General features: G+C 55.4%; 11 protein-coding genes. 2 read left to right on the top strand and 9 right to left on the bottom strand.

The genetic code is table 11. From position 1 onward, the window contains the following. Window positions 1-19 precede the first annotated feature (19 nt). Entirely contained in the window at window positions 20-2,416 is a 2,397-nt protein-coding gene (locus PW792_04540; GenBank protein MDE1161199.1) for a hypothetical protein, read from the top strand. Between the two features lie 34 nt (window positions 2,417-2,450). Here PW792_04540 and PW792_04545 read toward each other — a convergent pair whose 3' ends face one another. The 9 genes from PW792_04545 to PW792_04585 form a co-directional block, all read right to left on the bottom strand. Continuing rightward, a complete protein-coding gene (locus tag PW792_04545; protein MDE1161200.1) occupies window positions 2,451-2,585 on the bottom strand; it encodes a hypothetical protein in 135 nt (44 codons plus the stop codon). A 54-nt stretch (window positions 2,586-2,639) separates the two neighbouring features. Further along, window positions 2,640-4,553: an asparagine synthase-related protein gene (locus tag PW792_04550; GenBank protein ID MDE1161201.1), complete on the bottom strand. Its 1,914-nt coding sequence runs from the start codon at window positions 4,551-4,553 to the stop codon at window positions 2,640-2,642. Window positions 4,554-4,565: 12 nt separating this feature from the next. Continuing rightward, window positions 4,566-4,943: a lasso peptide biosynthesis B2 protein gene (locus tag PW792_04555; protein MDE1161202.1), complete on the bottom strand. Its 378-nt coding sequence runs from the start codon at window positions 4,941-4,943 to the stop codon at window positions 4,566-4,568. Then, on the bottom strand, window positions 4,924-6,936 hold the full coding sequence (locus tag PW792_04560; protein MDE1161203.1) for a prolyl oligopeptidase family serine peptidase: 2,013 nt from the start codon (window positions 6,934-6,936) through the stop codon (window positions 4,924-4,926). The genes PW792_04555 and PW792_04560 overlap by 20 nt, the downstream gene beginning before the upstream one ends. Next, window positions 6,930-7,874, bottom strand: a complete 945-nt coding sequence (locus PW792_04565; protein MDE1161204.1) for a hypothetical protein — start codon at window positions 7,872-7,874, stop codon at window positions 6,930-6,932. The genes PW792_04560 and PW792_04565 overlap by 7 nt, the downstream gene beginning before the upstream one ends. Window positions 7,875-8,272: 398 nt before the next feature. After that, on the bottom strand, window positions 8,273-8,527 hold the full coding sequence (locus PW792_04570) for a PqqD family protein (GenBank protein MDE1161205.1): 255 nt from the start codon (window positions 8,525-8,527) through the stop codon (window positions 8,273-8,275). A 197-nt stretch (window positions 8,528-8,724) separates the two neighbouring features. After that, window positions 8,725-10,278, bottom strand: a complete 1,554-nt coding sequence (locus tag PW792_04575) for a hypothetical protein (protein ID MDE1161206.1) — start codon at window positions 10,276-10,278, stop codon at window positions 8,725-8,727. A gap of 473 nt (window positions 10,279-10,751) precedes the next feature. Continuing rightward, window positions 10,752-11,882, bottom strand: coding sequence for an NADH:flavin oxidoreductase/NADH oxidase (locus PW792_04580; protein ID MDE1161207.1), 1,131 nt, complete (start codon window positions 11,880-11,882; stop codon window positions 10,752-10,754). A 75-nt stretch (window positions 11,883-11,957) separates the two neighbouring features. Continuing rightward, window positions 11,958-12,908, bottom strand: a complete 951-nt coding sequence (locus tag PW792_04585; protein ID MDE1161208.1) for an aldo/keto reductase — start codon at window positions 12,906-12,908, stop codon at window positions 11,958-11,960. A gap of 270 nt (window positions 12,909-13,178) precedes the next feature. Here PW792_04585 and PW792_04590 point away from each other — a divergent pair, with 270 nt between their 5' ends. Continuing rightward, window positions 13,179-16,349: an efflux RND transporter permease subunit gene (locus PW792_04590; protein MDE1161209.1), complete on the top strand. Its 3,171-nt coding sequence runs from the start codon at window positions 13,179-13,181 to the stop codon at window positions 16,347-16,349. Window positions 16,350-16,461 lie beyond the last annotated feature (112 nt).

Here is a 16,461-nt window from a genome sequence, read left to right on the forward strand (position 1 = left end):
CAACAAGTAGGGAGGTAGCATGACACTGCGCTTACTCAAGCGTGGAACGGCGGCGTGCGTGCTCTACGCCGCGAGCGCGATCTGCGGTTACGGCCAGAACCATCGTTTCGATGTCCGCGATTCCATCGAGATGACGACATTCAGTGATCCGGCGCAGATTGAAAACTCGCCGCGGGTGAACTTTTCCCCCGACGGGAAGCACTTCTTCGTCGTGACTTCTCGTGGAGAACTCCAAACCAATCAGGTTCGATCAAATCTGCTCCTCTATGACTTGGATACCGTCAGACGATATCTGTCGTCTGGATCTGCCGTTCCTCCGCCCAGACCGCGGCTCTTGGCAAGCGTTGCTGCCGTGCCGCGAGGCTACGCCAGCCGGCCCTATGCGGCGGTGATTACCGAAGGTCGCTGGTCCTCAGATAGTCGTGCGGTGTACTTCCTTGCGGAACAGACCAGCGGCTCCCATCGGCTCTATGAAGCACGAATCGCGCGGAAGGCTTTGATACCGATCAGTCCAGCTCATGTAGATGTTCGTGCCTTCGTGGTGTCCCGACTCGATGCGGTATTTTTCCTGGCGGAGAGAGAAGGCGGCTCGCGTTCTGTACTTGAAGGCAAGCCACTCTACGGATCAGCTCGCTCTGTGACCGGCGTGCCTCTGCAGCAGATCCTCTTCTCATCGCTCGACAATGGCGTGAGGCCCCGTGTCGACGGCTTGTGGGTAGCACGAGGACAGAGGCCCCCGACCGTCCTTGCAGACAATCAATCGCTAGGAGGCCCCGTGATTGATACGGCAAGCACTCGCTGGATCAGCATTTCACCAGATGGGAACTATGCAATTTGCATCTTGCCAGTTCAGAACATCCCCGCAACTTGGCGAGACTACGACCCTCTACCAGCCTTTGAGCAAAGACGCATCGATCCAGCGAACGAGGCTGAGATGTCCCCCTTCAACTTCAATCGGGTGAAAGCATACTTCCTGATCGATTTGCGCACAGGTCATAGCAAGCCACTTGTAAACGCCCCTTTCGCGAGCAGTTTTGGGTTTACGGACAAAGGCATGGCCAGTTGGGCACCAAGTGGGAACGCGTTAATGGTGACAAACACCTATCTGCCCACAACGGTGACCGCTGGTGGAAAGCAGCATCGGCAACCGTGCAGTGCGCTCTACATAAGCCTCTCCTCCAATGCACAGCAGTGTCTCGTTTCCTCGCGGGATGAATATCACAATGAAAAGGGGGACTCGATGCATCTCGTCGATGCCCACTTCGACTTGGAAGATACCGATGGCGTCTTCTTGAAGTTCCTTCATAACAACAGCGGGAAGACGGTAGAAGAGCGCTACCTCCACAGCAGCGGTACGTGGCGGAAGGTCTCAGAGAATTCGATTGGGGCCGTTGCGCCTCCTCTTGCGATATCAATTCATCAGAGCATGCAAGAACCACCAACTCTTTGGGCGAGAGATCAAAAGCCAAATGGAACAAATCCTGAAAAGCTGCTGCTCGATCCCAACCCCCAATTGCACGGTGCTGTGCTCGGAAAGACCCAAACCTACCGCTGGCTGGATAGCACAGGGAAGAGATGGGAAGGTGGACTCGTCCTGCCTCCCGACTTTGATCCGAAAAAACGCTATCCCTTGGTGATTCAGACGCACGGATTTCGTGCTGTCGACTTCATGGCCGACGGTCGTTATCCAACCGCGATGGCCGCGTTCCCTTTGGCTAGCGCCGGGATCGCTGTGCTACAGATGGGTTACTCCTATGACCACGTGCTGACACCGCAGGAAGTAGACGATCAACTTCTGGGATATCAGGGCGCCATTACTCAGCTGACCAAAGATGGGTTCATCGACCCTCACCGAGTTGGGATCATCGGTTTTAGCAGACCTGCTTGGCATGTTGAAGGAGCTTTGGTGAAGCTCCCCCATCTATTCGCCGCTGCGACTCTTGCCGACGGCGTCGACGTCGGCTACATGCAATACATGATCTTTGGGGAAGGGAATCTGGGCATGTCAAGTGAATCGGACCGGATCAATGGCGGCCCACCCTTTCATGGAGGAATGCCGCGCTGGCTGGACCGTGTCGTCGATTTCCATCTGGATCAGGTATCTACGCCAATTCGTATCGAAGCGATTGGGCCAATGTCGCTTCTCTCAGAGTGGGAAATCTATTCGTCGTTGCGACAGCAGGGCAAGCCCGTTGAGCTTGTCTACATTCCTGACGGGCAACATATACTTCAACGTCCGCTTGATCGCTTGGCTTCCCAGGAGGGCAACGTCGCATGGTTCTGCTTCTGGCTCTCGCATGATAGCGTCTCTCCCTATTGCCCAACACTCACGCTGTCGCAGAAGGATGATTGGGAGCGATTGCGGAAGAAGGAGGCACCATTGCGCAGCGAAGAAACGTACAGCGGAGCCCCGTAAGGAGCTCCGCTGTAGTGGTACGCGTACGGAGCCATTACTCATCGGCTTCGTATGCGGGTGACGTGCCAACGATGTTGTCCTGCAGCGCTTCGTTCTTTTCCGAATCGCTCTTGACGGCCATCGTTGCCGGTACTGTCGCGAGGACACACGGCTTGGAATAGTTCATCATGGTTCATTCCTCCTTTCTTTAGATTTCCTGCCTGCCGGTCACCTTCTAGACCGATCAAGCGGGAGAGCTCAATAGAAGTTGTTCGGGCGCTGATGACGAGAAGCGAGCCACAGAGGCAGGGAACAACGACTGAAGCCAAATCTCGTACATCGCAGTCCTTGTCAGTGACGGCCACCAGATCGTGTTCCTTCCGCTGATCACTTCTTCCATGCAACTGAGAAGTGTCTTTCGATCAATCAACCCGAGCTCCTCGAGAAGTGGCCGAGCAAACAACTCCCGTAATGTGTCTGCTGAATCTTGAAGAGACCGAAGTGGTCCACGAATCGCATACGCCTTTCGTCGCCGCTCCAAGATCTCCACCGGAACGATCTCCTTCAACGCGCGCCGCATCAATGACCGGCGTCGCCCTGGACGCACGAGCTGTTCGCGGGGCAGACTCAGGAGGAATGTCACCAAGTCTTTGTCGAGATAGGGATAGGCATAGTCGAACTCCTGAGAGCTTCTCCCCGCGTTTGTTCCAACCGTCTCGACCACCGTCTGCCACGTGAAGCAGTTTGCAATCGCACTCGGTCGGGTGCATATGCGTTGCGATAGGGATGGGGTTACCCACTGCTTTGCTTGCGTCGCCCCTGGTGAATGCCCAACGAGCCACGGCGGGACGGCGTAGGTGCTGCCACCGCTGCCGGAATATGTCTTCACCACGAATCGAATCGTTTCTTGTAATGAGAAGAGCATGGGGCGCCGGCCATGGAGGCACCACTGCACGCTCTGCGAAAAGAGAGTTGAGAACTGGCCGTTGGCTAAGTAATCGGCTAACTCGGGCGTCTCATAGGGGACACCGCCCAAGAGCTCGTCACCGCCGATCCCGGAAAGAACGCAGCGTATACCGGCTTCTCTCAAAGCCCGTTCGATTTGTTGTCGTTGCTGAAACGCCGCGAACGTTGTTCCGGGCCAAGTTGGAGTCGCGAAATCTTTCGGGCAGGCCTCGAACTTTTCAGCGTCCATCGCGACAGCAACGTGGATACCTTCAATCTTCCGCTCATTCTCCACGACGCGGACGTACGGACGCTCATCCCAATTGGGTTCTGCATCATCGAAATATGAGATCGTTTTGACGGGTGGGGCCTGCTTTGGATACAAAGCAGTGATGCGATCGGCGATGCACACGATGGAGCTGGAGTCCATACCTCCACTGAGCTCTGCCGCTATCGGATAAGAACTGGAAACGGTGCGCCGCCGCACGGCCTGCGTCAAGAGAGATAAGAAACGTTCTTCGTAAGCCGCTTCGGATCCAAGTGCGAGCGCTTGTTCCGCGAGTGGCCGCCAATGAGTCGCGAAGCTATGCCGGCCTCGACCTACACGCAAGTAGTGTCCAGGGGGAACGGCTTTGATGTTCTTGTACGGAGTGTGATTTCCCAGCCGCGTTCCTGCGAGATAGGCTCGCGCAAAGTTTAGACAGATGCGGTTGGTCGACTGGATATCTGGGCCGGAAGGGATACAGCTCGACCACAAGAGGGTCCCGTGGTCTTCCCAGAAATACAGTGGACGTATCCCTGCATGATCGCGCGCCAGATAGAGTGTCTGCGTTGCATACGACCAAAGGGCCAAGGCCCAGTCGCCGGTCAGCTTTGAAAAGCATTCCTCCCCGAGGCGGCGATAGGTTGCGGCTACGATCTCTGCATCCGAGACGTCCTCGTCGATAAGCCCAAGCCATTCTGAAAGCTCTGCGTGATTGTCGAGCCTTCCTTCGAAGGCCACGAGATTGTGTTGCGCATCCGAGAAGACTGCGTTGATCAGCCAGGATCGTTGATGGGTACGACGAAGCTCGTGCCCCATGCCGATCCTTCCGCCTAAACCGAAGAAGTGAGCATCATGATGAGTTGCTCGTGACGCGTTGCCGAGCTCAGTTAGGCGGGTACGATTGGCTGTACCGCCTTCCGCTTCGAGGATGCCGTAAATCAAGCTCATGCAATACCTCTTTCAGTACTCTTCAAGCACCGCATACTTTTCGCGCATATATGGCTTGTCGTTTATGACGCGGTTCTCGAGCTCACACCAAGCGTGCGACTTGAACGGCACAATTTGTGCACCGATCACCATCGTTGCCGACCATCCATAGCGCCTCAGCAAAACCGCCGTAGCCGCCGAGCGCTGCAGGCAAAGCACCGGTTTGAAATAGCAGACGCAAGCAAGATCGATGGCGTGGCAGAGCTCCTCAGCGGACTTCTGCGTCAATGGATCCGCCGCGCAAAGATCCTGGTTCCGAATCAAGCTGTCCAACGCACCGAAGGACCGGAACCTCATCGCGAAGTCGATATAGGCCAACTGCAGCCAGCTTTCAATCAGAAGTCGCAACATCACCACTCCTCTCCGGAACGCAAATCCCCAGTTCATGGCAAAGGAAGGTCAACCGCTTTCCTAGAGCAGCGATCTTAGCGGTTCGGGAACGAGTCGCAGAGTGCCCTCGCTCAGCACCGTAGTCCACCACAATCGGCCGGTTTGATCGCGAACGCTCCTGAAGGATGGCTGCCATCTTCCGCGTATGCGCCGGATCACAGCGGTCATCCTTTTCTCCAGTAACGAACATCACCGCTGGGTAGTGGGCGAGATCGCTGACATGGTGGTAAGGAGAAAAGGCGTAGAGGGAAGTGAAATCATCCCTGTTCTCGACCGAACCATATTCGCTACGCCAGCGCGTTGCACGAGGGAACTGCTCGTAGCGCACCATGTCGGTGAGAGGTGCAATGCACAGCACCGCGCGGAACAGATCTGGGCGCTGTGTCATAACCGCGGCTACGAGTAGCCCTGAATTCGAGCCTCCGAAGATAGCGAGGCGATGCCCATCACATATTCCTTCCTTCCCGAGCCATTCAGCTACAGCAAGGAAGTCATCAAAGCTATTCTGGCGCTTTCTCCCGCGTCCGTCCTCATGCCACTCTTTTCCCTTCTCGCCGCCTCCACGTATATGGGCGATGGCGAAGACCACGCCCAACTCCACCATCGTGTGAACCAAGACTGAGTATTTCGGCGTTGTCGCGCGGCCAAAGCCCCCGTAGCTCGTCAGGATTGCTGGGCGCGTGTGCAGCGGCTCTCCAGAACCGCAATACACAATCGTCATGGGGATGACGGTGCCGTCTTTTGACCGACAACTTTCTTCGCGCACAATCCATGACAGAGAGCTCTTCGTCAGATCCCCCGTATCGTCCAGCGGTTGCTTGCTCTCACCGTGCAAGCGCTCGAAGAGCACTGGCGGATGACTAAACGATTGCACGCTGTAGAAGACGCTGTTCGATTTGCATCCGTATTTTGAAAGGAGCTGTAGTCCGGTGGCCTTGGAGAAGGGGAGAGAGGTACGGATTCTGTCCTCAAGTGTCCAGCTGTGAATACAAGGCTCGCCATCAAAAGTGCCATCAACGAAAACCTCATCATCGGTGAAACCTAGCTGTCGGATGGGAAAAGGAACAGGGGGCACTACCTCGCGAAGTGGCTCGCCGTCGGCAGATAACTCAAGCAAGCTTGTGCTTTGGAGCGTCGTTTTTACGACGGCGAAGATCCGTCCGTTTGAGAGGACCGGAGCAAAGCCCTTCGCTCCGAGGACAACATCTTTCCAAAGCGGTGTAGGGCTGAGCGTTGACATGAGGAAGTCAATCCGAGGATCAAGCTCGCTCCCTCTGATAACCACAATTCCTACACGCTGGTCGTCTGACAGAAGCACCAATCGCAGGCACTCTGAACTCGAGATGCGGTAGACCAATTGGTCTTCGCCATGAGTTCCGTAAGGGCGATAGCAGATGTCGAATGTGCCGCCCATTGTCGGCTTCTCGACGCTGTAAAAGAATCCCTCAGCACCAAACGCGATGCCTCGGCAATAGCCAGCGCCGAGGTGCTCGGCGAGGACACTTCCGTCTTCTACATTGATGAAATGAATCTCTCGTAGATCGCTTCCATCTCGACTCACCTCGTATGCAAGCTTGGTACCGTCGCTGGACAAGGCGTGGATCGCTACCGTCGCGGATGGGCCATGACGGTCGGATGAAACCAATACACGATCTTCTCGGGCCGATACCGATCTCGAGCAGATGGAGGGATGTTCCTCATAGGCGAAACGCTTTCGGTAGATATACCTCTCTCTGGTCCGCACGATCTGGTCAACCGAGTCGATGCTCAAAAGGCGTTCCACGCGTTGCGTGAGGATGGCTAGTGATGGCTTACCGTCGAAATACTCCTCGAACCGCGTTCTTTGTGCTTCGATCCAAGCGGTCGTCTCGGGTTGCAGGCTGTCTTCAAGCCACCGATACGGGTCGCTCACCCTAACTCCATGGATCGCGTCATCAAGAGATTCGGTCAGCATTGGATTGCTCCTGGCGCAAACGCTTCGCGAACGGAACGGTGCATCTCTCTTGCCAAGGTGCGGGCATAGCTCTGGAACCACGGCTTCATTTCGGTATCGGTGCCTAGCCAGTCGCCGCGTCCATGGAGCTTGCAGAAAATACTCAACAAGGGCGCCAACGCTAAAGCGCGCTTCGTCTGCTTTGACGAAAGGTAATCTTGCCAGAGTCGCGAATAGATTTCGCGCATCTCAAGGCTGCACTCTGAGTTCATGCGGCAGAGGTCGTGAAAGGATACAAACGGCATGCCGACTCCTGCCTCACACCAGTCCGTAATCACGCAGCGATCATCAGTGACGAGGAGATTTCCGGAGTTGAGATCGTTGTTCAACAACGTGTCCGGTATCTGAAGTTCCTCTACTTCTTCACAGGCTCTGCGCACCCCGATGCCGATCTCCATGACCTCCGTCTCTGAGAGAGGTTGCGATCTGGTCGATACCTGACGACGCATCGCGTCGATGAGGAAAGCTGTGACGGGAGCGATCGCAGGAAGAAGGCGGTTACAGCGATAGTCTGTCGCACCGGCGTCGATGAGGCGCTCTACCAACGTTCTCGTTGCTAACTGAATAGCCGCCAAGCACGAGGTGGCGGCTGCTAACGCCGTGGGCTCGTTACACTCGCGCATTGTCTTACCCGCGTCATCCATCAACCATCCATTCCACTCAGGGCGCTCGCCGATAATCGCTGGCAGCTGGGCGGGACTGCTCACTGCAAGCAAGCGAGTGACCGACAGCTCTCGCAGATTGGACGGTCCGACCGCCTTCAGCCACACCTGACGTCTGCTGTCGGTGACGAAACGAACAAGTGCAAACCCTCTCCCCGCATTGTGTTGTTCAGCGCACTGAAGCGTGCTGATCGTATCGCGCGTCTGTTCTTCCACCCAGCGCTTTGCAAGAGCCATCCATCCTATACACGACACGGAATCGTGCGTCCGATTCTCAAGTAGGTCGGATATGGCGTCCGACTCCTTCCCGGATAGAGCACCGCAAGCCGATCGTGTGTAGTTCGTGAAACGCCAATCATCTGATTGGTGGTCAATGTACGATTCAACGACGAAGCAAGGAATAGTGTTTGGCTCATAGGGGAGAAGATCCACTACAAAGGCTTCTCCATACAGATCGCGCATCCCTTGGCAGATCTTTCGCACTGGCCGGCTTCCTCGTGGGATACGAAGGAGAAATATCTCGAGATTGCCACGCTTTCGAGAGACGAGAATCTGTCTCGAAAACGCGCTGACCACAACAACACGAAACTCGACCAACTCTTGCATCGCGTTCTCCGTGAACTTGCTGTTGCTTTCTAGCCGGGGATAAGGCTTTGTTCTCTCAGCTGTCGCACGAATGCGCGAACATCCGTACGGATGTCCTCTGTCGACAGTTGAGTGTCTTGAGCAAGCAACGCGACCAGCTTGTCCTCGTCATCTCCGCGTTCGAGACCCTGCCACAGAAGTGCCCCTGTAGGATTCAATGTCGTGAGAGTCCCGCGCTTCAGATCGAAGAGAGCTGCGCCGTCGCTATTGATCACACTGCGGATATGCGTGTATCGGTTCGACATCTTGCTCATACTCCCAGATGGACCAGAGAGGCTGGTGTGAGGAGAGAATCGAACAACGAACGCAGAGTAGCAACCTCAAACTATCGAGGTGGCCAAACTTACTCTCGCTTGGAGTTTGAAAGGGAATTCTGGCAGATCTGGATGCGTTCGGATCGTAAGGGCTCTGTAGTTCTGCAGCGAGGCAAAGTCGCCAGAGGCTACACAGGAATAATCGCGCCCCTCACTCGTCGTACGCTACGAAGTCCAAGCTCATCGAGTTGAATACGGGAATCTTCCTGCCTGGATCCGCGGAAGACAAACGAGTTTTGCCCGATTGCCTCAACGTGACCGCAGATCAATTCCACACCGCGCTGGAGTACGTACAGAGGTCGCGCCCAGCCATATCTCTTCGATTCGCTCGATTGGGGTATATGAGCTTCCGCCGCATCCAGTAGGAGCCATGAGCCAGGCGCAATTCGTAGATCTTTGTCTGCGAATCCCTCAAGGTCTCCCACCCGCATTACGCTCGAACCGAGCGCACTAGGTTGCTCGAATGAGGCAGCAAACAAGGAACCATATTCGACGATCTCTCGACGTCTTGCCTGCCATATCTCCAGAGGCTCGGGGATGCGAGCTCGAGGTCCAATAGGGGAGAGGTCGGAAACTGACGCCGCCTCAAGATAGGTCTCTAGCGATAAGCGACCTGCATCATGTAATCCGCGCCCGCCAAGACGAAGTAGATCACTGAATCGCACGAGATTCTCTAGAGACATCTGGATGAGGGCATCGGCGTGCGGCTGCGAGGCGCTCGGATGGCGATACCGCCGTCGGCTTCGCCCACTGAGCGATCCACGAAATTGTCCCCTGAGAAACTCATGAACATGTCGTTCCGCATCGGGAGCGCGCACGAATCGGTGATGTTTGGTGGACAGAAGTTTCCAGCGGGATTCATGTTCCCAGGGGAGAATCAATTCTCCCGTGCCGCGGAAGCTCCATACTCCCTCCCTCGTTGAAGACTCCAAAACGGGCAGGTCGGTTGCGAAGGCGCGCACACGCCCTGCGATACGGACCCCGCTCGGATAAGAGAACAATTCCGGCCCATGATACGTACGGCTGTCACTCAAGATCTGCAAGCGTCCATGTGCCAATACGCATCGCCCAAACCGGTATCCATTCGGAAACTGGAGGAGGTAGGTCGCTCGAGGGTTTGGGCGAACTAGCTCGGCATCGAGCGGTGGTTCGACCAGGACAGTCGCTCCCGAAGGCAAACTCGATCCTAAGCTGTCATCGGTGCCTACGCGAACGTAAAAAGCGCCGGGGGTGCGCCAGCCTGGTCGATCAAGCATGCGAATCGGAATATCTCGCTGCCACTGCCGCACAAGCGTGCTCAACAGGGCATTTACGCGAAAAGCCTCTGAGCTTGCAAACTCGAGAGGCAATTCGACTCGTCTATCCCGATCAAACACGTAGGATTCGATAATGTGGGTTCGTCCACCGTTGATCTTCTGATCTGCTTCGCGTAAGGCATCCAGGTCATATCCAAAGAGCTGGTAGACGCCACCCTTCGTCAAGGAGCAGATTTCCTCCACATCATCGAGCATCTCCACCATGGCACGTCCTTCAGTGCGCCTAAGGTTGGTGATCAAGTCCTTGAGCTTTCGGTCTCTGCGAGCATGCTGTTCGGCATTCGATCCGAGCGGAATCTCGCGGAGAAGCGAACGAATATGTTCGAGACGGCGAATGATCTCTTCGTGCCCGATATGCATATACACTTCGAAGGCTTCTCCTTGATTGCTCAGCGTGGAAGCGACTTCAGGACTGATGAAGCGACGAGCGAACGAACTGATCTGATGCCAACTGCTACAAACGGAGGAGACGTCCGCTGCAATGAGGCGGCAATCGTACTGAACTTATGTGGCTACGACGAAAGTGCCCCGCAACGTGAAATCTCAATGAGCGAACAGGGCGATCCTCGCCCCGGTAGGAGTGCCTAAAATTTAGGCAAACGTTCAATGCTGCTAGAACGAGAGCCGATGCCATTCAGCTTACCGTAGAAATTCGTCATCACACGCAATGTGAATGCAAGGCGATTCCCGCTCGTACTTTGCTGTAGCCATACAGTACTGAGCAACCGTCCAAGGCATGAGACCCTTCGGTGCGAAGAGGTCTTCCCACAAGAAAAGGCCGGAAGATATCTCGCGATACCTCCCGGCCAGGTGTTCCGTCCTACAACTCGAAGAGCCTTTTATGCGTTGGCGATCGACTGCAACGCCCGTTCTCGCTTGGCGAGCCATATCTTGTAGGCTCTTGGCCAGCCGTCGAATTCACTATTGCCGCCCTCGTTGAGAGCTGAAAGCGCATTCAAAGCCCAATTGGGATTCGCCAACGCTTCACGTGCAACAGCGATCATGTCCGCCTTACCCTCAGTGATGATCTGTTCTGCCAGCTGAGGATCGGTGATTAGCCCGACTGCCGAAGTCGGAATGTTTGCTTCGCGTTTTACACTCTCGGCAAAAGGAACTTGAAAGCCGAATGAGAGAGGAACCTGTGCGCGCGGAGTGAGGCCGCCTGTTGAGCAGTCCATGAGGTCGATGCCGATTTCACGGAGCGCCTTTGCGAACTCTACGGTGTCGTCCACTTGGATGCCGCCATCTACCCAGTCGGTCGCGGAGACACGCACGAACATCGGGAGGTCTGAAGGCCACAGATTACGCATCGCCGCTGCAACCTCAAGAGGGAATCGGAAACGGTCGTCGCGGTCGCCACCGTATTTGTCCTCTCGCTTGTTGGTGAGAGGCGACAGGAAGCTATGGAGCAGATAGCCATGCGCGGCATGGAGTTCAATCACGTCGAAGCCCGCTGCCTGAGCGCGCAGCACGGCGTCACAGAAGCTCTGCTTGATGTCCTGAAGCTCGCTCACTGCGAGGGCGTGGGGCGTGATCCATCCCTCATCGAAAGGTGTTGTTCCAGGGCCGACAACTTCCCAAGGTAACTCGCCCTTCGCAAGCTGCGCGGAACCCAGCGGGCCATCTCCCTCGTAGGGACGCTGCACGCTAGCCTTCCTGCCCGCATGCCCCAATTGAATGCCTGCTACGGCTCCTTGCGCTTTGAGAAAGCTGGCTATTCGTCGGAGTGGTTCAATATGGTCATCCGACCAGATGCCGACGTCGCCGTGGGTGATACGGCCGCGTTGTTCCACTGCCGAGGCCTCCATCATCACCAGGCCCCAGCCACCGAGGGCGTAACGGCCAAGATGAACCAAATGGAAGTCATTTGCGAGACCGTCCTTGGCCTCATACATGCACATAGGGGCGACCATGGTGCGATTACGAATTGTGACCCCTCGCAGGGTAAGCGGTTCGAATAGTTTTGACATAGTTTCCTTAGTCAGGGATCCCGGAGCCCTCGGATGCTTTGGTCATCTCCAGGGTCACGCTGAAATGAAGCAGGGTTAGTAGGCGCTTGCGTCGGAGAGAAGCTGTAACTCGGAGGAGGTTAAAGTCGTATCCACTGAGGCGAACAGGTCCTGAAGTTGGTCCACAGACGTTGCGCTAGCAATCGGGCCGGCGATGTTGGGTTGAGCCTGTAGCCATGAGAGGGCGACTACGGTCGGCGTGCGGCCACTTTGCTCGGCAACTTGACGAAGCGCAGTGAGAATACGTTCTCCGCGTTCATCAAAGTAGGGAGAGAGCATCTGCTCTCGTTTGGTTCCTTTGATGTCCTCGATCGACTTGTACTTGCCGGTGAGGAAGCCCGCCGCAAGCGAGAAATAGGGAATCACGCCAAGCCCGTATTCATCAACGACACCAGCAAGATCCAATTCGTAGTTCTCACGGGTGTACAAGTTGTAATTCGGTTGCAGTGTGACGTACTCAGCAATGCCTAACCGCTTGCTTGTCTCAAGTGCTTCCTGAAGGCGCAACCCCGTGTAATTTGATGCCCCGATGGCCTTCACTTTTCCGCTCTGGATAAGCTGATGGAACGCGACGAGTGTCTCTTCGAGGGGCGTATCTAGATCATCGACATGTGCTTGATAGAGGTCGATGTAATCAGTCTTTAGTCTCCGTAGAGAGTTATCGACCGAGGCCTGGATATAGGCAGGTTTAAGTCCTTTGCCGCCATCTCCCATGGCCATGCCCACCTTCGTCGCCAAAACGACACTCTGTCGCTTGCCACTTTCTGCGAGCCAATTGCCAATGATGGTTTCGCTTTCTCCTCCCTGATGTCCCGGAACCCAGGTCGAGTACATATCAGCGGTATCGATGAAATCTAGACCGTGATCGACGAAAGCATCCAGAACGCGGACGGAAGCTGTTGCATCCGCGGTCCACCCGAAGACGTTGCCCCCAAGAACGAGGGGCGCGACACGAATCGAACTCTTTCCAAGTTGTTTCTTCTGCATGTTGTTCTCCTGTGCGCCTTGAAGCACGTACTCCTCGTGCCGTAGAGCCGCTGATGGCAAGCTCCTAGGACGCGCGTTAGCTGTTGACAGAAGTTTGCCGGATCGTTCGGTCCGAAAACAGTAAGCAGTACTCGTAGGAGTGGCGCTACCAGCCTTGGAGAGCAAATTAGCTGATAGTCCCAGTCCTAGGATCATTGCCTCCTTGTTCCAGAATTTCCTCTTGGCCAAACTGGCAGAACTGCTTTGTAAGAGAAGGGAAGTATTGCTGACATGTGGATCGTCCAGTTGGCTCTGAAGAAGCCCTACACGTTTGTTGTCACCGCTATTCTGATCTTGATTTTGGGCGCTTCTTCAATTGCGACGATGCCCACGGATATCCTGCCGAACATCGATATACCGGTCGTAACTGTCGTCTACGACTACCGCGGTCTTCGAGCAGAAGAGCTCGAGCAGCGCATCACGACGTTCAATGAGTTCATCATGACAACGGTGAACGACGTGAAGTCGGTCGATTCTCAAACGGTACGCGGCTACGCGGTGTTGATGATCTACTTCAACCCTCAAGTCCACATTGACGCAGCTCTTGCGCAGATCGGAGCAGCGGTTCAGTCGATTCGCTTTCGATTCCCGCAGGGCGTAAACCCGCCGTGGATTCTCCGCTTTAACGCCTCTACCGTTCCGATTTATCAACTCGCGCTCTCAAGCGACCACTTGTCGCAATCTGACCTCTATGACTACGGCATCTTCAAGGTTCGCCAACGAATCTCGACCGTGCCCGGAACCATGCTTGAAGCGCCTCACGGAGGTGTGGTCCGTCAGATCATGGTGGATCTAAACCAGCAGGCGCTGCTCGGCAAGAGCCTGACGCCGATGGATGTGCAGACCGCACTGGTTGCTCAAGATGTGAGTATGCCGACAGGCACCATCAAGATTGGTGGACGAGAGTATGGCTCTGTACTCAACAACAGTCCAATCAATGCGTTGGATCTGGGCAACATCCCAGTGAAGACAGTCGGTGACTCGGTCATCTACATGCGTGATGTTGCCCACGTGCGCGATGGCTGGATGGTGCAGCAAAATGTTGTGCGTGCCGACGGCAAGCCGTCCGTCCTGAGCCCGATCTACCGAAGCGGAACGGTCTCGACTCTGTCGATCATTGATGAGATCAAGAACAAGATTCTGCCGTCGGTACAAGCTGCTGCACCGAAAGGCATGTCCATCAGAGGACTCTTCGATCAGTCGGTCTTTATTCGTGCGTCGATTCAAGGCGTGCTTCGCGAGACTGTCATCGCCGGTTGCCTCACAGCACTCATGATTCTGATGTTTCTGGGGAGCTGGCGAAGCACGCTCATCATTGCCATCTCGATTCCTCTGTCAATCCTGACTTCGATCATCTTGCTGAATGCCATCGGGGAGAGCCTGAACACCATGACACTTGGTGGCCTGGCGCTGGCAGTGGGCATTCTCGTCGACGACGCGACGGTCACAATTGAAAACATTCATCGGCACATGGATGGCAACAATCTCTATGACGCGGTGCTCATTGGTGCTTCGGAAATCGCAACGCCAACATTCGTCTCGACGCTCACGATCTGCATTGTGTTCGTTTCGGTCATCTTTCTGACTGGGCCTGCAAAGTATCTTTTCACTCCCATGGCACTTGCTGTCGTCTTCGCGATGATGGCGTCCTACATCCTCTCGCGTACACTCGTGCCGACGATGGTTAACTATCTCCTCGCAGGGGAAGTTCATTACTCCGCGGAGGGTTCCGATCACACGGCTGAGGACCCACGTCCATCTTGGTTTGCACGCTTCAATGATGGCTTCAATCAGAAATTTCTACGCTTCCAAGCGGTCTACTCTGGACTGCTCCACAAGTTCATCGAGCATCGCAAAAGTGCTCTCATCGGTTGCGGTTGCTTCATGGCAACGGCGTTCCTTCTGCTGCCCTTCATCGGACGAGACTTCTTCCCGGACGTTGACACGGGGCAAATCCGTCTTGACGTTCGTGCGCTTCCCGGCACGCGTATCGAAGAATCGAGTGTTCAGTTCAGCAAGGTAGAAGAGAAGATTCGGCAGATCGTTCCCGCAGATCAACTCGATCTAGTCCTCGATGACATCGGTCTCCCCCAAGATCCGATTAGCTTCACCTTCGGATTCACCCCCAACCTCGGAGCCTTTGACGGAGAGATCCTTCTCTCACTCAAAGAGAAGCACAGCCCCACCGCCGAATACGTCAAAGCCCTGCGCAGAGAGTTGCCGAAGGCTTTCCCTTCGATCACTTTCTACTTTGAGCCGGCCGACATCGTCACCCGCATTCTCGACTTCGGTGTCACTGCTCCAATCGATGTCCAGGTCCAAGGCTCGGACGATGGGAACTACGAGGTGGCTCGCCGAATTCGTCAGAGAATTGCGGCCATCCCTGGCGCGGTGGATGTCCACCTACAGCAGGTTATGGGTGCCCCGACCTATCAAATCAACGTGGATCGCACTCGGGCGGCTCAGTTTGGCCTCACGCAGCAAGACGTCTCCAATAGCTTGTTCGTCTCGATGGCATCGGGCTATGCCGTGGCGCCCAACTTCTGGGTAGATCCCAAAATGCGCCTGTCCTACACCGTCACAGCGCAGACTCCGCAGTATCGTCTGAATTCGCTCGATATGTTGAGGAATACACCGATTCCGATCAAGACGATCCCTAACCGTACTGAGCTGCTTGGCAATCTGGCGACGTTCGTACCGTCGTCGGAGCCGATGGTCGTTTCTCACCACAACACTCAAGTGGCTTATGACGTGCTCTTGAACACCCAAGCCACGGACCTCGGTTCAATTGCGAAGCAGGTACAGAAGATCGTGTCTGAGGAACAGAAAACACTCCCCGCGGGTAACGCGATCGAGATTCGTGGGCAAGTTCAGAGCATGAACGAAGCTTTTGCAAGACTTGGTCTCGGACTGTTATTTGCAGCCGTACTGGTCTACCTGCTCATGGTCGTCAACTATCAGAGCTGGCTTGATCCGTTCATCATCATCTGCGCGCTTCCCGGAGCATTCTGCGGAATCGTGTGGGCTCTTTTCCTTACGCAAACCACCTTCAGCGTCCCGAGCTTGATGGGGGCAATCATGTCGATTGGAGTTGCTACAGCGAACTCCATTCTGCTCGTCACGTTTGCACGAGAACAGAGCGAGCGAGGATATGAAGCTCTCGAGGCAGCTGTCTCTGCCGGTTCGACTCGCCTACGCCCCATCATCATGACCGCGATGGCAATGATCGTCGGCATGATCCCGATGGCGTTAGGTCTCGGCGAGGGCGGCGAACAGAATGCTCCGCTCGCTCGCGCGGTGATCGGCGGACTCTCTGTCGCCACATTCGCCACGCTGTTCTTCGTCCCGCTTATGTACAGCCTCATCCACGGAAAAAATGAAGTTCACAAGGAGATTGCATGATGAATCCAACAGCGACAGATCAGACCCCTTCCCACTCTCGCGCTGCACGCTGGGGTATGGGAACTGTAGCTGGGCTCGTCCTCGTTGCGCTGGGCGTAGCTCCTCGCATATT

Source organism: Acidobacteriaceae bacterium (assembly GCA_028283655.1).
GTDB lineage: Bacteria > Acidobacteriota > Terriglobia > Terriglobales > Acidobacteriaceae > Granulicella.